The organism is Brachybacterium sp. J153 (genome assembly GCF_036311905.1).
Lineage (GTDB): Bacteria > Actinomycetota > Actinomycetes > Actinomycetales > Dermabacteraceae > Brachybacterium.
This window is the reverse complement of the sequence record NZ_JAZDCH010000026.1, coordinates 45,173-61,749: the sequence shown is the minus strand read 5'-3', so window position 1 is coordinate 61,749 and position 16,577 is coordinate 45,173. Positions and strand designations below refer to the sequence as shown.

Here is a 16,577-nt window from a genome sequence, read left to right as displayed (position 1 = left end):
ATGAAGATCGAGTTCGGGTGGTCCCTGGACGGCGCGAGCTGGGCCGACGGCGGCCCGCGGCTCGGCCCGCGCGGGCTGGTGCGGCTGCTGCAGGCACGGCTCGGGCTGACCAGACCCGAGGTCGAACCGGCGGTGCGGGTGGCGCAGTACCAGCGTCGGATCGCCGCGGCGGACCATCCCTGGCTCCGCGCGTCCTTCGCCGCGGACCCGTGGGCGACGGGCTCGACGGTGCTGTCGTGGCGGGACGCCGCCGTCACCGCCGGCGCACGGCTCGAGCCGACAGAGGGCGCCCCGGATCGGATCGCGGCGCTGTGCGCGGTCGAGAACGCAGGGCCCGACCTCGCGCCGGGGGCGGCAGACGACCTGCGCGAGCTCGTCGACGCCCTCGCCGACGAGGTCACGTGGCCGCTCGGCGTCGACTCCCTGCTCTGCCACGAGGACCCGTCGTCCCTGCCCGGCCTGTGGCCCCGGCTGCTCCAGCTGCTCGAGGCGTCCGGCGTGACGCTCGAGAGACCCGGGGCCGCGGAGCAGGCGGTCCGCCCCGAACTGGTCCTCGTCGAAGCGGAGGACGAGTGGACCGCCGCGGAGACGGCCGCCCGACTGCTCGCCGGACGCGATGGCGCCCCGCTGCAGCTGCTCGCTGGGGCGGACACCGTGCTCCTCGACCAGGAGCTGCACCGCCGCGGACTGCCCGCCGTCGGCGTGGCGGACTCCGCCGCGCACCGCACCGCGCTGCAGATCCTGCCGCTGTATCTGTCCCTCGCCGTCGCCCCCGTCGACGTGCAGCTGCTCGCCGCCTTCCTCGACCTGCGGGTGCTGGACGTGCCCGAGGACGGCCGGGATCAGGTGGGTCTCGTCCCCTCGCGCGCACGCCGCGTGCTGCTCGACGCGCTCGCCCAGGAGCCCGGCACCGGCGGGACCGCCTGGCAGCAGGCGATGGCGGCGCTCGAGGCCGACGACGAGCTCTCCGTGAGCGGGCTCGAGATGGTCCGCGCCCTCTCCGCGCTCGTCATCTCTCCGCTCGCGCCGGAGGATCTCACCCCGGCGCGCGTGCGCGAGGTGACCGCGCCGCTGGGGACGCGGCTCCGGGCGCTGGGACAGGGCGATCCCTCGCTGACCAGGGCCTCGACGCACCTGCAGGTGCTCCTCGAGGTGCTCGAGGAATTCGAGCCGACCCGCGTGCTCCGCGAGCGGGAGCTGGCCCAGATCGTCGCGTCCGCCGGAGGGCGCGCCGGGTCCCCCTTCGCCCGCCCCGAGGCGACCTCGCGGTGGCGCACCTGCTCGCGGTCGGCGCAGCTGCTGCCCGTCGGCGGCGACGTGCTGTGGTGGGGAGCGGATCGGGACGATGCCGCCACGGGGATCGCCTGGGACACGGCGGAGGCCGGGGCGCTGACGCGTCTCGGGGCCCGGATCCTGCCGCCCGCGCGCCTCGCGGCCCTCGACACCGACGCCGGGCTGCGCGGACTGCACGGCGCCGAGCGGATCGTCGTCGTGCGCACCCGGCGCCGCGCCGAGGAGCCGACGGCACCGCACGCCCTGCTCGCGCACCTCGCCGCAGGACGCGCCGCCCCCGGGCAGGGTGTCGCGGACGTGCTCGAGGAGCTGACGTTCTCCCCCGCAGAGACGCTCGGGGCGGAAGGATTCGCCCTGGCCGGGGCCCGGCGCGAGGTCACGGTCCCGGCACCTTCGCGGATCGCTCCGCTCCCGTCGGACCTCACCCGGGTCGTGGCGCCCGCACCGCATCTGCTGCCCGCGCGACTCTCGTACTCCCAGGCCGAGGACCTGCTGGGGTGCCGGCAGAAGTGGACGTACAAGAACGGTCTGCAGATCCGCGCGGCCTCGGTCGCCTCCGTCCCCACCGGGAACCGGATGATCGGCACGCTCGTCCACGCCGTGGTCGAGCAGCTGGTCGGCAGCGGCGAGAGGACCCCGTCGGCCGCACGGATCCGTGAGGAGATCGAGACCCAGGTGCCGCGTCTGGCCTCGGAGCTGCTGCTGCCCGGCCGCGAGGTCGAGCTCGCCGGGCTGCGGGAGCGGGCCGTCCGCTCGCTCTTGGAGTTCTTCGACCGGCTCGGTGCGGCGGGCCTGGTCATCACCTCCGTCGAGTCCCGCTTCGAGGAGCCGCTCGTGCTGCACCTGCAGCGCGGGGACGTGACGGTGCCCTTCATCGGCTACCGGGACGTGGACGCCGAGGACGGGGAGGGCCGTCCCACCGTGATAGACCTGAAGTGGACCTACGCCGCCCGCAAGTACCCCGAGCTCTTCGAGGCCGGCGAGGCCCTCCAGCTCGCCGCCTACGCGCACTCGCTGCACGAGGAGGGGACGGACGTGGGCTACTTCCTGCTCTCGCAGGGCGAGTTCGTCTCCGCGAATCCCGCGCTCGACCCCCACGGCCGCCCCACCCTGGACATCGAGGACCTCTGGTCCCGCGGCACCGCCGGGATGACCGAGGCGCTGGACGAGATCGGCGCCGGACGCGTCGACGCGCGCAGCGGTCAGATCCTGCTCGACGCGGGCCAGGACCTGGCCACCCCGAGGTCGGACGCGGCGAAGACCTACGCGAGCGCGCGCGCGGCGGCCCGGGCCCAGGGCTCCCTGGTCGTCGACGCCCGATGCGATTACTGCGAGTTCTCGCTGCTGTGCGGGATGAGAGGCGACGTCTCATGACCTTCACCCTGATCAACGCCTCGGCCGGGTCGGGCAAGACCTATGCGCTCACCCAGCGACTGGCCGATCTCATCGCCGACGGGCTCGATCCGTCGGAGGTCATCGCGACCACCTTCACCGTGAAGGCCGCCGAGGAGCTCACCTCCCGGGTCCGCTCCACCCTGCTGGATCGGGCGCTGGTGGAGGAGGCGCGCGGGATCGACTCGGCCGTGATCGGCACCGTGAACTCCGTGGCCGGCCGGCTCGTGACGGACTACGCGATGGACGCCGGGATCTCCCCCGCGGTCGAGGTCCTCGACGACACGACGCAGAAGGCAGCCTTCTCCGCTGCGATCGCCCGGACCGCCGCCGCGCGCGGCGAGGAGCACAGCGACCTGCTGGCCCGGACCCAGCACGACGGCGACGAGGACGACACGAGCTATCGCCCCCGACCGTCCTGGCGCGGGCAGGTGCGGATCCTCGCCAACGCCGCCCGCACGAACCTCCTCGGCGCCGAGGCGCTGCGCGGGGCGATCGGGACGTCCTGGCAGGAGTTCCGCGACAGCGCCGGACTGCCCGCGCCGGGCCCCGACGAGCGACCCCGCTGGCTGCACCTGCTGGACGCCCGGATCCAGGAGCTCGCCGCCGATCTCGACGCCTCCCGCACCCCCGACGGGCAGCCGATCGCCGGCGGACCGATCGCGAAGGGGAGCCTGAACAAGACGGGCAACGACCTCGAGTCCCTGCGCCGGTCGCGACGCACCCTCGCCGACCATGACCGGGCACCCTGGTCGGAGTGGATGAAGATCGCCGCCGGCTCGTTCGGCGCCGTCGCCAAGCGCACGCTCGCCCCGCTCAGCGAGGAGATCTCCGAGTCCTTCACCGCCTGCGGCGCCTGGCAGCGGGACGTGCAGGACCTCATCGCCCTCGTCCTCGACACCGCGGCGGAGTCCCTGGACGCGTACGAGCAGCACAAGCGGGACCTGGGCCTGATCGACTTCATCGACCAGGAGGTGCGGGCGCTCCGCCTGCTGCAGGGGTCGACGCGGGTCCGCGAGTCCGTCGCCTCCCGCTTCCGCCTGCTCGCGGTCGACGAGTTCCAGGACACCTCCCCCGTGCAGCTCGCCCTGTTCCTCGAGCTGTCCCAGCTGATCGAGGACAAGATCTGGGTGGGCGACCCGAAGCAAGCGATCTACGGCTTCCGCGACGCCGATCCGCGGCTGATGCAGAAGATCATCGCGGCCCTCGGCCGCGGGGACACCGGGTTCGGCACGGGAGAGATCCGGAACCTCTCCCACTCCTGGCGCTCGTCGGAGCGCCTCGTGGAGCTCACCAATGCGGTGTTCACGCGGGTCTTCGATCCGGAGGGGACCGGCGCGGAGCAGATCACCCTCGAGATCCCCGAGCAGCGGCGGGAGCAGGCCGTCGGCGGCGTGCTCGAGGTGTGGGAGGCGACGAAGAACGACAACCACGTGGTCTCCGCCGAGAAGCATGCCGCGATGATCGGCGAGCAGATCCGGGAGCGCATCGACGAGGGCGTCTTCACCCCCGGCACCACCGCGGTGCTGGTGCGGACCCATACGCAGAAGCAGGCCGTGGTCGCGGCGCTGCAGGCCCGCGGCGTGCCGACCGCCGGCGCGGCCCACTCCCTGCTCGCCACCCGGGAGGCGCAGCTGGTCCGCGCCGCGCTCGCGGTGACCCTCGATGCCTCCGACACCCTCGCGCTCACCGAGCTGGTGACGCTGCTGGAGGACCACGCGGCGCACCGCACCTGGTTCGAGGAGCTCACGGCCGCCCCGGACCGGGAGGCTCGTCGGGGGGTGTACGCGCGCTGGTGGGAGGACCCGACCCTCGCCGGTCTGCACGCGGTGCGCCGGGCCTGCGTCGCCTACACGCCCGAGGAGATGATCAGCGCGCTCGTCGACGCCCTCGACCTGGCGCAGCGGATCAAGCGCTGGAGCGGGCAGGGCTCCCGTCGCCGTTCCCTCGACGCGCTGAGGGCACTCGCGCGGGAGACGACCACGCGCCGTCGCGCCGAGGGCTCCCCCATCACCCTCACCGGGCTGCGCGCGGATCTCGACGCCTGGGAGGAGGGGCCGGACCTGTCGGGCCTGCCGGACGCGGTGTGGGTGGGCACCATCCACTCCGCCAAGGGTCTCGAATGGGAGCACGTGGTCACCCACCTGACCCGGGACGCAAAAGAGTGGGACCAGACCTGGGGCGTGCTCGTGCGCTCCCCCGACGAGGTCGACGTGACCGCGCCCCTCGCGGGTCGCGAGCTGCTGTTCTGGCCGAAGCTGGCCGTCCCCGAGGAGGCGGCCGAGCGCCTGGCCGACTCCGACTTCGCGCGCCGGAGGGCCTCCTCGGAGGCCGATGAGGCCGGGCGGCTCCAGTACGTCGCCCTGACCCGGGCGGCGAGCACCTCGGTGCTCGCGATCGGCGGCCCGCGCAGTGCGCTAAACGCCCTGATCGACGGCGAGGCGCCTCTGCTCCGCTGGACCGACGACGCGATCCTCGTCGACGGGGCACCGGATCCCGTGCCGGCCCGGGTCACCCGGGTGAACGTCGACGAGCTGATGGGGCAGGAGATCACCGCCCTGCCCGTCGTCGCGGATCCGCTCGCGGCGACCGACATCCCGCTGCGGCCGGAGCAGGAGAGCGCGGCGCAGCGCGCCGCCCGCTTCCAGGCCTCCGGCGTCACCTCCGACGACGCGCTGGGCCGCGTCGGCGCGCCGCGGAGCATCGGCCGTCGGCTGGTGACGAGCGGCGGCCCGCAGTGGGAACGGGTCGGCGAGGCGGTGCACGCATATCTCGCGCTGCCGCTCGCGGAGATGGCCGCGGCGCAGCGGGAGGCAGCCGCGGCGCGGCTCGTCGAGCGCTGGTCGGTCGCCCGCGCCGTCGAACCGTCGGTGCTGCTCGAGGCCGGGGAGGCGTGGGCCGCGTTCCTCGCCGCCGAGTTCCCCGGCGCCGAGGAGCTCACCGAGCAGCCGATCAGCTGGTGGAACGAGGACGCGCAGGTCATGGAGGGGTGGATCGACACCCTGCTGCGTCTGCCGGACGGCCAGATCGTGCTCGTCGATCACAAGTCGTATCCGGGCGAGCATCCGGAACAGCACGTCCGCGAGCGGTATCTGGGGCAGATGGCGACCTACGCGCGGGCGCTCGCGGCGGCCGGGCTCCCGGCTTCACGGGTGCTGATCCACCTGCCGCTGCGCGGCGAGGTGCTCGAGGTCGAACTCGCATGATCGACCCGGTGCAGGCGGCGCGAGCGCTGCTCGATGAGGCGCTGCGCAGCGGATCGCGGCGACTGCTCGGCCTCGCCGGGGCGCCCGGGGCAGGCAAGTCGACGCTCGCCGCGCGGCTCGTCGCGGAGCTCGGCGAGCAGGCGGTGCTGGTGCCGATGGACGGCTTCCATCTCGCGGACGTGGCGCTCGAGCGGCTCGGGCGCCGGGACCGCAAGGGGGCGCCGGACACCTTCGACGCCGCCGGCTACGTGGCGCTGCTGCAGCGGCTGCGCAGCGCGCGACCGCAGGATCCGCCGGTCTGGGCGCCGATGTTCGAGCGGGATCTCGAGCAGCCGCTCGCGGGGGCGCTCGAGGTGCCGGCCTCGGTGCCGCTGGTGATCACCGAGGGCAACTACCTGCTGCTCGACGACGGGCCGTTCGCGCAGGTGAGGACCCTGCTGGACGCCTGCTGGTTCGTCGAGGTCGACGAGGGGCTGCGGCACGCACGGCTGATCGCCCGCCACGAGCGGTTCGGGAAGCCGCCCGCGGCGGCCCGGGACTGGGCGCTCGGACCCGACGAGGCGAATGCTCGCCGGGTCGCCGCCACCCGGTCTCGGGCCGATGCGGTGGTCGCTCCGGACTAAGCCGAAGCCCCATACACAAAGGAACGGACAGACCCGGACGGGCCCCGGGCTGGGCTGCGGGGGTAGCCCTCGCGAAGAGCGGACAGGCTTGACGCGCGGTGGTGGTGCCCGCAGCCCGGGAACGCGGAGCCACGGTCACGAAGTGGCCGTGGGCACGGCTATTTCCATCACCGTTCCGGGACCGCCTGTTCCAAAGCTCGGCAAGTAGATCTCACGGTTGTGTCCCGCGCGCTTGAAAGGTGAGTCGTGCGTGGCCGACAGGAAATCGTGGACCGCAACGATGAGTCGCTGGTCGCCAGCCTGCTCCTGCGTGAGGGAGACGAACGTTTCTTGATGCGTCGGGTCGAGCACGACAGCCATGCTGGGAGCAGGGCGCGCAGGTGTGGCGATGGGCGCGCAGAGGAGGAGTTCAGCGGGGTATGTTTCGCTCGCTCGGGAACGGATCTCGAGGTGGATCGGCCCAATGAGAGGGAGGTCCTGCTCGGTGAGGTGAGCAAAGACGCGTGCTGTGAGCTCGGGGATGACGGTGGTCATCTCGGGCAGCGTGGCTCGCCCGGGAAGGGTGAGCAGGAGACGCTCGGGAACCTCACGCTCCTGGGGCTCAAGACCCGAAGGCAGAGTGCAACGGCCATGGAGTCGTTCACGGACATAGGGCGCCAACGCGTCAGACTGATCAGCGTCTGCTCGACGCGCACCCCAGATGATGTCGAGCTCACGCGCAGGGTCATCCGCGTTGAGGATCGTCTCGACCTCGTTCAAGGAGATATCGAGGCTGCGCAGGAGCGAGATCTGTCTGGCTCTGTCGAGCTGATCGTCGTCGAACTGGCGCCGACCAGCCGAGTCCCTCTCGGTGCGGAGTAGCCCGCGGTCTGCGTAGAGTCGCACGGCTTTTTCTGAGAGTGATGTCGCTGATGCAAGGTCCCCTGTTGTCCACATGAGGTAACCGTATGAGCTGCCCCAGGGGCAGGAGCAAACCTGGCCATCCGCGTATCGCAGACGCTTCCGTTTGGTGTGGTCAGTCGGAAATCTCGGGGATAGGGCTTTGCCATAAGAACATCCTTCCAGCGAGGACGAATCCTCACAGTTCAAATGTCAACCAAACTCGGGGCAGACCCCTTCGAACACATACACGCTGAAGCAGAAGGTCGGGATCGCCGCATCAAAGACGATGGTGGCGCGTACGGGTATCCGGCTCTGCGCATTCTAGGGCGTGTCTGACAATTGTCGGGTCCAGGCGATGACGGCGTTGAGGATCACGGCGGCGCGGTAGACGACGGCGAGCTTGTCGTAGCGGGTGGCGAGGCCGCGCCATTGCTTGATGTGGCAGTAGCGGCGCTCGATGACATTGCGGTTGCGGTAGTCGGCGGCGTCCAGTCCGACGGGGCGGCCGCCGCGTGATCCGCGCCGCTTACGGTGTCCTTGCTGGTCGGACGGTTCGGGGATCACGGCCTTGATGCCGCGCGAGCGCAGGTGTCCGCGGATCGCGCGGGACGAGTACGCCTTGTCGCCGCGGACGGCGTCCGGACGAGTGCGGGGCCGGCCGAGGGGACGGGCGACGCGCAGGTGCGCCATCAGCGGCAGGAACATGGGCGAGTCGCGGGCCTGACCCGCCGTGAGCAGCGCGACCAGCGGCAAGCCGTGGCCGTCGACGAGCTGATGGATCTTCGTCGAGAGCCCGCCGCGGGAGCGGCCGACCGCGTGATCAGGCGGCTCGTCGGCCGGATTCGTGTAATTCGATCCAGCCCCCTGCGAGGCGCTTCGTGTTCGTCGCGTGCTGATGCGCACGAGCGATCGTGGAGTCCACCGACAGCGACCAGTCCACCAGCCCGGCCGCGTCGGCAGCGGCGGTGAGCTTGGCGAGCACCTTGTCCCACGTTCCCTCAATTGCCAGGCGGTGATGCCACGTCCACACCGTCTGCCACGGCCCGAACACGTCGGGAAGATCCCGCCACGCGATGCCGCACCGATACCGGTAGACGATGCCCTCGACCATCAGCCTGGCGTCCGCGAACGGCCGCCCCTTGCGTCCGGTCGGGCGCGGCAGCATCTCCTCGATCAACGACCACTGAGCATCCGAGAGCATCTGAAACCGCGACACGATCACAGGCTCTCAGCACACCGCCGATCTATTTGCCAGACACGCCCGAGCCCTGCGCGACGGCGCGGACGAAGGCCGCGGAGCGCTCGCGCAGCCCCGCGATCTTCTGCTCGCGGTGATAGGCGAGCAGCGCCGGGTCCTCGGTGCGGAGCTCGAAGGAGCTCGGGGCGCGGCGCACGTTGCGGGAGCAGCGGAAGTCGGCGCAGATGACGGTGCCGACGGTGTTGCCGCGGCGGCCTGACTCCCCGCCGAGCGGGGCGACGAAGCTCGCGGCGCGGACGCCGTCGACGATGTCCTCGCACCACGCGCACAGCAGCTTCTTCGCGGGCGGGTTCTCCGCACCGCGCAGCAGCAGCGTGGCTGGGGCGCCGTCGAGCTCGACCGTCACATAGTGCTGGCGGGGCCGCTTCGGGTCCTGCCAGCCGAGGTAGTCGAGCCGGTCCCAGGGGACGGCGTCGAGCTCGGGCAGCTGGGCACGCTTGGCGTCGCCCTTCGAGGCGTTGACGAAGGAATTGCGGATCTGGTCCTCGGTGAGAGGAAGCATGGAGGGTCCTTAGGAAGAGGGTGATCGGTCAGGGCAGGCCGATCACGCCGAGCAGGCCGCGTGGGCCGCCCCGCTTCCTGTCAGCGCGCTGCGCATGACGTCTCCTCTCCGCTCGTGGACCCCGCCACGCTACGCCTCAGGCGATGATCTCGCCAAGGAGAGTGAGGTCCTCCTCGCGGAGCTCCAGCATCATCGCCTTCGCCGAGTCCTGGATCGACTCGGGTCGGCCCGCCCCGGGAATCGGGATGACGTGCTCGCCGAGGGACAGCTCCCAGGCGAGGACGACCTGCTGGGCGCTGACGCCATGGGCGTCGGCCACCTGGCGCACCTGCGGGAAGCGGTCCCGCAGACCGCGGGCGCCGCCGCCGGTGCCGCCCAGCGGCGACCAGGGCACGAACGAGATGCCGTGCTCGCCGCAGTGCTGCAGCTCGCGCAGGCTGGTGTGGAAGAAAGTGGGCGAGAACTGGTTCTGCACCGCGGCGAGTCCACCCTCGCCGAGCACCTCGCGGGCCACGTCGATCTCCTCGACGTTGGCGTTGGAGATGCCGACCTCCCGGATCAGACCCTCCTGCTGCAGGGCGGCGAGCGCCTCGACGCCCTCGGCGAAGCGGATCGAGCGGTCCGGACGGTGCCAGTAGTACAGGTCGATCACGTCCACCTGCAGGTTCGCGAGGGACTTCTCGAGCGCGGAGCGGAGATAGGCGGCGGAGCCGTCGCGGCCCCACACCTCCCCCTCGGAGCGGGTGATACCGCCCTTGGTCGCGATGGTGACGGAGGAGCGGTCCCCGCCCCAGGAGGCGAGGGCCTCGGCGACGATCTTCTCGTTGTGGCCCATGGTGACCCAGGTGGGCGCGTAGATGTCCGCGGTGTCGAGGAAGGTGATGCCGGCGTCGAGGGCGGCGTGGACGGTGGCGATCGCCTGCTCGTGGGGGACGGCGGGGGTGCGGCCGAGGGAGACCGGCATGGCGCCATAGCCGAGGGCGGAGACGGTCAGGGAGCCGAGGCGGCGGGTGGGTGCGCTCATGGATGAAGAGCCTATGCCGCGCGGGTGGGGCACGTCACCGGCGTTCCGGGGTCATGCCGGGCAGGAAACTGCGGTGGAGCAGCTCCAGAGCCTCCGTACCCAGGTAGGCGTCGAGGTCCGACGACGAGACGCCGACGGAGATCAGCTGCCCGTCCACCTCGGCCGTCTCGGCCACGAGCTGCCCCTCCCGCACCTCCTGCGGGTCGAGCAGGCGCTGCGCGAGCTCCTCGGCATCGCCCTCGGCGCGGAGCACTCCGCGACTGGTGTGCTCCTCGGAGCTCTCGAACCGGGTCGCGATGACGGCCTCGCGGGCGTACGCCTCCACGGCGCCGTCGTCGGCCGGGCGGATCACCGAGGTCATGAGGTGGGCGTTCTCGAGCTCGAGGAGTGCGAGCAGGTCGTCGAGGTCCTCGTACAGCGACTCCGCCGTCGGGCGCCCGTCGAGGTCGTCAGCCGACGGGGCGGTGGTGGCCACGAGGTCCTCGCCGATCGCCGCCACGACGGTCCGCTCGATGCGTTCGCCCTCGAGCACGAGGGTGTCCCCCTCGCGCGTGGCCGCGCTCCCGAAGGCCCGCTGGTAGTCCCCGAGCAGATCGGCGACCCCGGTCCAGAGGGTCGCCGCCCCGGCTCGGCCCTGGTCGACCGTCACCATCGCGGTCGGGGCGTACAGCCTGTCCGGGGATCCGAGCCATTCAGAGGGCACGGTCGGGAGCGACGCCGAGGCTCCCATCACCATCAAGCGCGCGTCGATCTGGAAGAAGATGTCCGTCCAGGGAACCCCGCCGAGATCGTTCCAGGTCGCCCCGGGCTCGATGCCGAGCGCCTCCCGGGCGGCGGCGGGTCGGCCCCAGCCGATCCTCGCGAGCTCACCCTCCCCGCCGAGGGCGTCCAGGCCGATCCGGGAGAGCAGGCCGGCGAGGTCGTCGCCCCCGCCCCGGGTGGGGAGCAGGGAGCATCCCGAGGTGCCGAGCAGCGCCGCGGCGAGCAGCGTGCGTCGTCCGAAGAGCAGCGGCTCAGCCAAGGGGCACCCCCGGACCGATCACCTCGGGCATGGAGGCGTGGAAGGTCGTGACGTCGAGGGCCTCGTCCGTGGGGGTCAGGGTGAGGCGCAGGAACTCGCTGTCGACCTCCACCTCGTCGACGTGCTGCCAGTCCGGGGCGTCCTCGGCGCCGGCGTGGACCCGCTCGGCGAGGGCGTCGGCGTCGCCGTCCGCGCGGATCACGCCGCGGGTGCTGTGCTGCTCGGGGCTCTCGAAGAGGGTGGACCACTGCCACTCGGCGGCGCCCTCTGTCTCCCCGAGCATCGCGGTCGTCAGGTGCGCCTCGCCGAGGTCGAGGGCGGACAGGTCGGTGAAGAGTTCCGAGATCGCGCTGCCGGTGTCGACCCCGTCGGCCGACTCGGCGCTCGTGAACAGCAGATCGTCGCCGACGGGGGCGATCAGCCGGGTGAGCGGGCCGGTGCGCGCGTCCTCCGCGGTGGACCGCAGCAGCTCGCCGTCGCGGGCGAAGAGACCCTCGAGCCCGGCGGCGAGCTCCTCGAGGTGCTCCGCGCCGCCGGCCCAGAGGGAGACCTCCTGGAGGCCCTGCCGCACGGTGATCGTGTCCGTCGGGCCGGCCAGCATCTCGCCGGTCAGGGCGGCGAAGGGATCGACGCCCCAGGTCGGCGCGGTGGTCACGAACATGCTCGGCAGGGCGAGGACGGTGGCGCGGAACCGCTGGTCGGCTGGCTCCTGCTCGGAGACCTCCGCATCGACGCCGAGGACCTCCGCGGCATCCCGCGGGCGGGCGTGGACCACCCGCAGGAAGCCGCCGCCGTCGGCGAAGGGTGCCGGGTCGAGGCGGTCGGCCATCGCCGGCAGTCCTCCCCCGCCGCGCCCGGGCAGCAGCGAACATCCGGTCGTCGTCGTCAGCAGCGCCGCGGCGAGCAGCGTGCGTCGTGTGAGCCCCCTCATGACCACAGGCTAGCGGGGACCGGCACCGGTGCCGAGGTGGACCTCCATGCCGTCGGCCGTAGGCGCGGGCGGGCGGTCGGTCACCAGGCGGTCGAGGTAGAACAGCGCCGTCGAGGCGAAGTCGTCGCGAAGCGGCAGGTACCGGCCGCCCGATCGCCAGCCGAGGGCCTGCACCTCCACCCGGGGCAGACCCGTGGTGAAGCGGATCGGATCGGCGACGTGCCAGCGGTACAGGCCGAAGCGCTGCTGCGCGACGTACAGCCCGTCGGGGCGGATCACCTGCGGCATGCCCAGGTAAGGGGTGGAGAACTCCGTGTAGCCCCGGCCGGGGACGTCGAAGTTCCACGCGCCGCCGAAGTAGTCCTCGGTGCCGGTCCCGCAGATCGTCGGGAACTCGGTGTCGTCGTCGAGATAGAACTTCATCTCTCCTTCGCCCCACCAGCCGTTCGAGTGCGCGCCCCACGCGAGATAAGTGCCGACGAAGTGGCCCTGCCCCTCGATCCCCTCGACCAGCACGTGCGGCGTTGCCTCGGGGAGCGGGACCGAGCGGCGCCATTGCGCATGGAGGTAGGCGTCCCCGGAGTGGTCGACGCCGATCTCCTAGGTCACCTGGTAGTAGACCCGGGCGTCGTGCTCGGAGGTGTTCTCGAGGGTCAGCCGCGCCCCCTCGCGGAAGGGCATCGGCCAGTACGAGTTGAAGCCGCCTTGCGGGTTCGCGGCGATCATCTGCGAGTCGACCTGCGCGAACTCTCCCCAGCCGGACGCGAAGAAGTCCCCGTAGGGCACCTCGATCGCGGGCTCCTCGGCGCCGTCCCAGGACGCGCGCAGCACGAGGCGGCGCCAGTTGTCGGTGTGCGTGGTGATCCAGAGATGGGTGATCACGCCCGGCTCCTCGATCGCGGCGAGGGTGAAGGTCTCCCCCGCCGGGACGTCGACGCTCGGCGAGACCTTCCAGCCGCGGCCCAGGTCACGCGCCTCACGGGCACCGGTGCCCTCGGTGGCTCGGGCGCCGCCGCCGGGGCGGCCGTCGACGTTCTCGGGGCTGATCGAGCGGGTGCGGGTGGAGCGGAGGGCGGCGAGGGACACGGAGGGACTCCGGGGAGAGGTGACGACGGTCACTCGCACCGTATCGTGAACGAGCGGTCAGCGCCCCTCCCGCTCCCAGCGGCGTCGCACGAGCGAAGCCAGGCTGTCGCGGCGCGCCGTCCGGTAGGCGGTGAGCCCGGGCAGGGTCGACTCGAGGCGGGCGGCGTCGACGAAGAAGCCGAGGATCCCGGTGAGCACGTCGGTGGCGACCGAGGCGTCGAGGTCGTGCGCGGCCATCAGGGCGTCGACCGCGCCGTCCACGCCGAGCGCGCCGCTCGGGTCATCGACCGAGGCGAGCAGCTGGAGCGCGTCCGCCGTGCGGCTGCCGACGGAGGCGTACGCCCAGTCCACGAAGGCGACGGCGCCGTCCGCGTCGACGATCATGTTGTCGCTGCGCACGTCGGCGTGGCAGAGGGTGTCCCCGGCGAGCGCGTCGATGCCCCGCTCGGAGGCCTCCCGGAGCGCGGGGAGTCGAGCGGCGTACCAGGGGTCCAGGTCCGCGGGCGGGTCCGCGGCGATGCGGTCGAAGCCGCGCAGGTCCGGGCCGAGGCACTCGAGCGCGGTCGGGAGCCCGGGCACCGGGCAGGGTGTGGTGGTGGCCTGCAGTTGGTCCAGGGCGGTGAGCACGGCGCGCAGCTGCTCCGGTCGCCAGGGCTCGTCCGGCATCCGCCCGGGGGCGGCAGCGGTGACCAGCACGAACCAGTCCTCGTGGTCGAAGGCCGCGACCAACGGCGGCACCGGGGCCGAGGGCGGGATGCGGGCGAGGGCCGCGGCCTCCCGACGGTTCAGCGCGACCGAGCCGGGGTTGTCCGCGTCACGCACCGCCTTGACGAAGAGGCTCGCGCCGTCGGCGGTGGTGACCACCTCGGCGGTGCTCGGGGAGAAGCCCCCGGCGCAGGAGCGAGTCGTGACGACGGGCCCGCCGAGCAGTCCCTCGATCCGCGAGCTGACGGCCGACGGCAGGTCCGCCCAGGTCAGGCGGTGGGTCATCGCATGAGCTCCCGCCACGCGGTGAGGCCGGAGGCACGCTCGGCGAAGGGCTCCTCGATCCAGTAGGGGTCCAGCTCCTCGGTCTCCTCGAGGAGGCTTGCGGACGGCGCGGGGTCGGTGCGGGCGATGTGCGTCATGACGGCAGCGGTCCTATGCGGGGCTGCAGGGAGACGGAGAGGAACACGGCGACCTGGGCGTCGCCGGCGCGGTAGGTGCGGCCCGAGTCGGTGAGCAGGCGGGCGGAGGCGCCGGCGGGGAGGACCTGTGTGCCGGACGCACCTGTGACCTCGAGCGAGCCCTCGATGACGTGCACCATCGATCCCGCCGAGGGGACGCCCGAGCCGCCGGGGTGGACGTCCTCGCCCACGAGCTTCCACTTCCAGGTCTCCACGGAGAGGTCCGCGGTGTCGATCGCGTCGAGCAGCACCGCCCAGCTGCCGTTCTCGGTGGACCACACCTCGACCCCGTCGGGCGGGGCGTCGGCGCCGACGCCCATGAGCGCCGCGAAGGTGGTGCCGAGACCCGCCGCGATCCGGTCGAGGGTCGCGATCGAGGGGTTCGCCTGGCCGAGCTCGATCTGGGTGAGCATGCGCCGGGAGACGTCGCTGTTCTCGGCGAGCGCGGCGACGGAGAGGTCGAGCTCCTGCCGCGCGGCGCGGATCCGGGCGCCGAGGCTCGCGGCGACCGCGGGTCGCATGCCACCGCTCATCGCTCACCTCCTGCAGATCGTGCGCGCCAGTATCCCACCCGAGGTGATGGGAACTATATTGCGCATCGACGAGAGTGAGCACTATGTTGCTCACGTGTTCGCTCCTCTCCCCCGCTGGTACGCCTCCTACGGCAGCTTCGCCCTCCCCCAGGCCGCCGCCCCGATCGCCTTCTCGCTCATCGCGCTGCCCCTGACCGGCGATCCCGCGAGCGGTGCGGCGCTGGTGCTCGCGATGACGGCCGCCCAGGTGCTCGGCGCCGTGCCGATCACCCGTCTCGGCCGCGGCCTGCCGCCGATCGCCGTGCTCCGCACGCTCATCGCGGTGCGCACCCTCGCCCTCGTGGCGATCGCCCTGCTCGCGGGACTGCACGCGCCCTTCGCGCTGGTCATCGCCGCGGCCGCGCTCGCGGGGCTGGTCAACGGCGCCGCCTACGGGTACCTTCGCGCCGCCCTCAACGACCTCGTCGCCGCGGACCGGCTGCCGCGCGCGCTCGGCGTCGCGGCGACCCTCAACGAGGTCGTCTTCGTCTCCGCCCCGGTGCTCGCCGCCGCCCTCGGCTCCTCCTCGCCGCAGCTCGCGGCCTGGGCCATGGCCCTGCTCGGCGCGGGGCCGCTGCTCCTGCTGCCGCGCGGCCGGGGTACCGTCGCGGCCCCGGCCGCGGAGCGCCGCGGTGGTCTGCGCTGGACGCCGCGGATCGCCCTCTGGCTCGCCTGCGCCGCCGCGAGCGGGGCCGCGATCGCCGCGATCGAGATCGGGGCCGTCTCCCTCGCCGTCGGCTTCGGGATGCCCGCGGCCTGGGGCGTGGTCTTCCCGGTCGCGCTGTGCACCACCTCGGTGCTCGGCGGGATCTGGGTGAGCGTGCACAACCGGGAGGCGCGGCCGCGCACCGTCCTTCAGTGGCTCGCGGTCACCGGGGCCGGCGTCGCGGTCGTCGGCTTCGGCGGCTCGGTCGCCGCGACCCTGCTCGGCGCCCTGCTGGTCGGCGCGGTCCTCGCCCCTCTCGCGACCCACTACTCGCTCGCCCTGGACCGGCTCGTCGAGCCCGCGCACCGCGCGGAGGTGTTCGCCCTGCTGCGCACGGCGAGCGCTCTCGGGGTGATCACGGCGAGCGCGCTCATCTCGCTGACCTCCCTGCAGGTCACCATGCTCGCCGTGACCGCCCTGATGGCGGTGGTGCTGCTCGCCTCAGCTCTCGTCGTCGCCCACGACGCCCTTGCGCAGCAGCAGGCAGCCGTACTTCCGGGTCTCGAGGGTGCGGAGCACGGCGACGGCGGAGCGTCCGGCCTCGTAGAAGGCGAAGCGGTCGAGGGAGCCGATCCGGTCCTCGCGCACCGCGGCTGAGGCGCGCAGCTCCGCCTGCACCCCCTCGCCGAGCCCCGGCTCCGGGGTCATCAGCAAGGCCGACGGGCCCTCGTACATGTCGATCGGCAGCACCGTGCGCACGGCTCGCACCAGCTCGGGGGTGCTGGTGGCGACCTCGAGCACCGGGGCGCCCATGGAGCGGGCCGGGTAGTGCGCATCGGCGATCAGCAGCACGTCGCCGTGGCCCATGTGGTCCAGGATCCGCAGCAGGTCGCCGGTGAGCAGGGGGTCGATGCCGATGAGCATGGGGTGGGGCCTTCCAGGTGGTGCGTCCTCCGGGGTCCCGCCATTGTGCCG

General features: G+C 72.6%; 13 protein-coding genes and 3 pseudogenes. 4 read left to right on the top strand and 12 right to left on the bottom strand.

Annotation, left to right across the window (positions count from 1 at the left end):
* From V1258_RS12945 to V1258_RS12935, 3 genes are read left to right on the top strand one after another with little or no spacing between them, the layout of a single operon-like run.
* The gene (locus V1258_RS12945) at positions 1-2,667 is read left to right on the top strand and encodes a PD-(D/E)XK nuclease family protein (RefSeq protein WP_329750073.1); all 2,667 of its coding nucleotides are present in this window, start codon (positions 1-3) and stop codon (positions 2,665-2,667) included.
* On the top strand, positions 2,664-5,891 hold the full coding sequence (locus V1258_RS12940; RefSeq protein WP_329750072.1) for a UvrD-helicase domain-containing protein: 3,228 nt from the start codon (positions 2,664-2,666) through the stop codon (positions 5,889-5,891). The genes V1258_RS12945 and V1258_RS12940 overlap by 4 nt, the downstream gene beginning before the upstream one ends.
* Positions 5,888-6,514 (top strand): nucleoside/nucleotide kinase family protein, encoded by a 627-nt coding sequence (locus V1258_RS12935; RefSeq protein WP_329750071.1) that lies wholly within the window; start codon positions 5,888-5,890, stop codon positions 6,512-6,514. The genes V1258_RS12940 and V1258_RS12935 overlap by 4 nt, the downstream gene beginning before the upstream one ends.
* 135 nt (positions 6,515-6,649) lie before the next feature.
* Here the strand turns inward: V1258_RS12935 and V1258_RS12930 are convergent, their stop codons facing one another.
* From V1258_RS12930 to V1258_RS12885, 11 genes and pseudogenes are all read right to left on the bottom strand, one after another.
* Positions 6,650-7,048 (bottom strand): hypothetical protein, encoded by a 399-nt coding sequence (locus V1258_RS12930; RefSeq protein WP_329750070.1) that lies wholly within the window; start codon positions 7,046-7,048, stop codon positions 6,650-6,652.
* A gap of 207 nt (positions 7,049-7,255) precedes the next feature.
* Positions 7,256-7,450, bottom strand: a pseudogene (locus tag V1258_RS15260) (MerR family transcriptional regulator); the annotation flags it as partial.
* A gap of 267 nt (positions 7,451-7,717) precedes the next feature.
* Positions 7,718-8,612, bottom strand: a protein-coding gene (locus V1258_RS12925; protein ID WP_329750069.1) for an IS5 family transposase whose coding sequence is annotated in 2 segments (ribosomal slippage) — positions 7,718-8,260 and positions 8,262-8,612 — 894 coding nt in all. Because the reading frame shifts where the segments join, the coding sequence is not laid out codon by codon here.
* Positions 8,613-8,640: 28 nt separating this feature from the next.
* Positions 8,641-9,156, bottom strand: a complete 516-nt coding sequence (locus tag V1258_RS12920) for an FBP domain-containing protein (protein WP_329750068.1) — start codon at positions 9,154-9,156, stop codon at positions 8,641-8,643.
* 136 nt (positions 9,157-9,292) lie between these two features.
* Positions 9,293-10,180, bottom strand: a complete 888-nt coding sequence (locus V1258_RS12915) for an aldo/keto reductase (protein WP_329750067.1) — start codon at positions 10,178-10,180, stop codon at positions 9,293-9,295.
* 34 nt (positions 10,181-10,214) lie between these two features.
* Complete coding sequence (locus V1258_RS12910) at positions 10,215-11,201, bottom strand: hypothetical protein (protein WP_329750066.1); 987 nt, start codon at positions 11,199-11,201, stop codon at positions 10,215-10,217.
* On the bottom strand, positions 11,194-12,132 hold the full coding sequence (locus V1258_RS12905) for a hypothetical protein (RefSeq protein ID WP_329750065.1): 939 nt from the start codon (positions 12,130-12,132) through the stop codon (positions 11,194-11,196). Before V1258_RS12905 ends, V1258_RS12910 begins: the two co-directional genes overlap by 8 nt.
* Positions 12,133-12,141: 9 nt before the next feature.
* Positions 12,142-12,963 (bottom strand): annotated as a pseudogene (locus V1258_RS12900) (glycoside hydrolase family 172 protein).
* Between the two features lie 312 nt (positions 12,964-13,275).
* Positions 13,276-14,208, bottom strand: coding sequence for an aminoglycoside phosphotransferase family protein (locus tag V1258_RS12895; RefSeq protein WP_329750064.1), 933 nt, complete (start codon positions 14,206-14,208; stop codon positions 13,276-13,278).
* Positions 14,205-14,345, bottom strand: coding sequence for a hypothetical protein (locus tag V1258_RS12890; RefSeq protein WP_329750063.1), 141 nt, complete (start codon positions 14,343-14,345; stop codon positions 14,205-14,207). The genes V1258_RS12895 and V1258_RS12890 overlap by 4 nt, the downstream gene beginning before the upstream one ends.
* The gene (locus V1258_RS12885; protein ID WP_329750062.1) at positions 14,342-14,917 is read right to left on the bottom strand and encodes an XRE family transcriptional regulator; all 576 of its coding nucleotides are present in this window, start codon (positions 14,915-14,917) and stop codon (positions 14,342-14,344) included. Before V1258_RS12885 ends, V1258_RS12890 begins: the two co-directional genes overlap by 4 nt.
* A 94-nt stretch (positions 14,918-15,011) precedes the next feature.
* Here V1258_RS12885 and V1258_RS12880 point away from each other — a divergent pair, with 94 nt between their 5' ends.
* Positions 15,012-16,259 (top strand): MFS transporter, encoded by a 1,248-nt coding sequence (locus V1258_RS12880; protein WP_329750061.1) that lies wholly within the window; start codon positions 15,012-15,014, stop codon positions 16,257-16,259.
* On the opposite strand, the pseudogene V1258_RS12875 reads toward V1258_RS12880, so the two are convergent.
* Positions 16,182-16,469 (bottom strand): annotated as a pseudogene (locus V1258_RS12875) (RbsD/FucU domain-containing protein); the annotation flags it as partial. The gene V1258_RS12880 and the pseudogene V1258_RS12875 overlap by 78 nt on opposite strands.
* Between the last annotated feature and the right edge of the window lie 108 nt (positions 16,470-16,577).

What these genes read in the sequence shown, in the direction of transcription:
- V1258_RS12940 (WP_329750072.1), top strand. Translation starts at nt 2,664, where the DNA reads ATGACCTTCACCCTGATCAACGCCTCGGCCGGGTCGGGCAAGACCTAT.
- V1258_RS12920 (WP_329750068.1), bottom strand. Translation starts at nt 9,156, where the DNA reads ATGCTTCCTCTCACCGAGGACCAGATCCGCAATTCCTTCGTCAACGCC.
- V1258_RS12905 (WP_329750065.1), bottom strand. Translation starts at nt 12,132, where the DNA reads ATGAGGGGGCTCACACGACGCACGCTGCTCGCCGCGGCGCTGCTGACG.
- V1258_RS12915 (WP_329750067.1), bottom strand. Translation starts at nt 10,180, where the DNA reads ATGAGCGCACCCACCCGCCGCCTCGGCTCCCTGACCGTCTCCGCCCTC.
- V1258_RS12885 (WP_329750062.1), bottom strand. Translation starts at nt 14,917, where the DNA reads ATGAGCGGTGGCATGCGACCCGCGGTCGCCGCGAGCCTCGGCGCCCGG.
- V1258_RS12890 (WP_329750063.1), bottom strand. Translation starts at nt 14,345, where the DNA reads ATGACGCACATCGCCCGCACCGACCCCGCGCCGTCCGCAAGCCTCCTC.
- V1258_RS12895 (WP_329750064.1), bottom strand. Translation starts at nt 14,208, where the DNA reads ATGACCCACCGCCTGACCTGGGCGGACCTGCCGTCGGCCGTCAGCTCG.
- V1258_RS12935 (WP_329750071.1), top strand. Translation starts at nt 5,888, where the DNA reads ATGATCGACCCGGTGCAGGCGGCGCGAGCGCTGCTCGATGAGGCGCTG.
- V1258_RS12945 (WP_329750073.1), top strand. Translation starts at nt 1, where the DNA reads ATGAAGATCGAGTTCGGGTGGTCCCTGGACGGCGCGAGCTGGGCCGAC.
- V1258_RS12930 (WP_329750070.1), bottom strand. Translation starts at nt 7,048, where the DNA reads ATGACCACCGTCATCCCCGAGCTCACAGCACGCGTCTTTGCTCACCTC.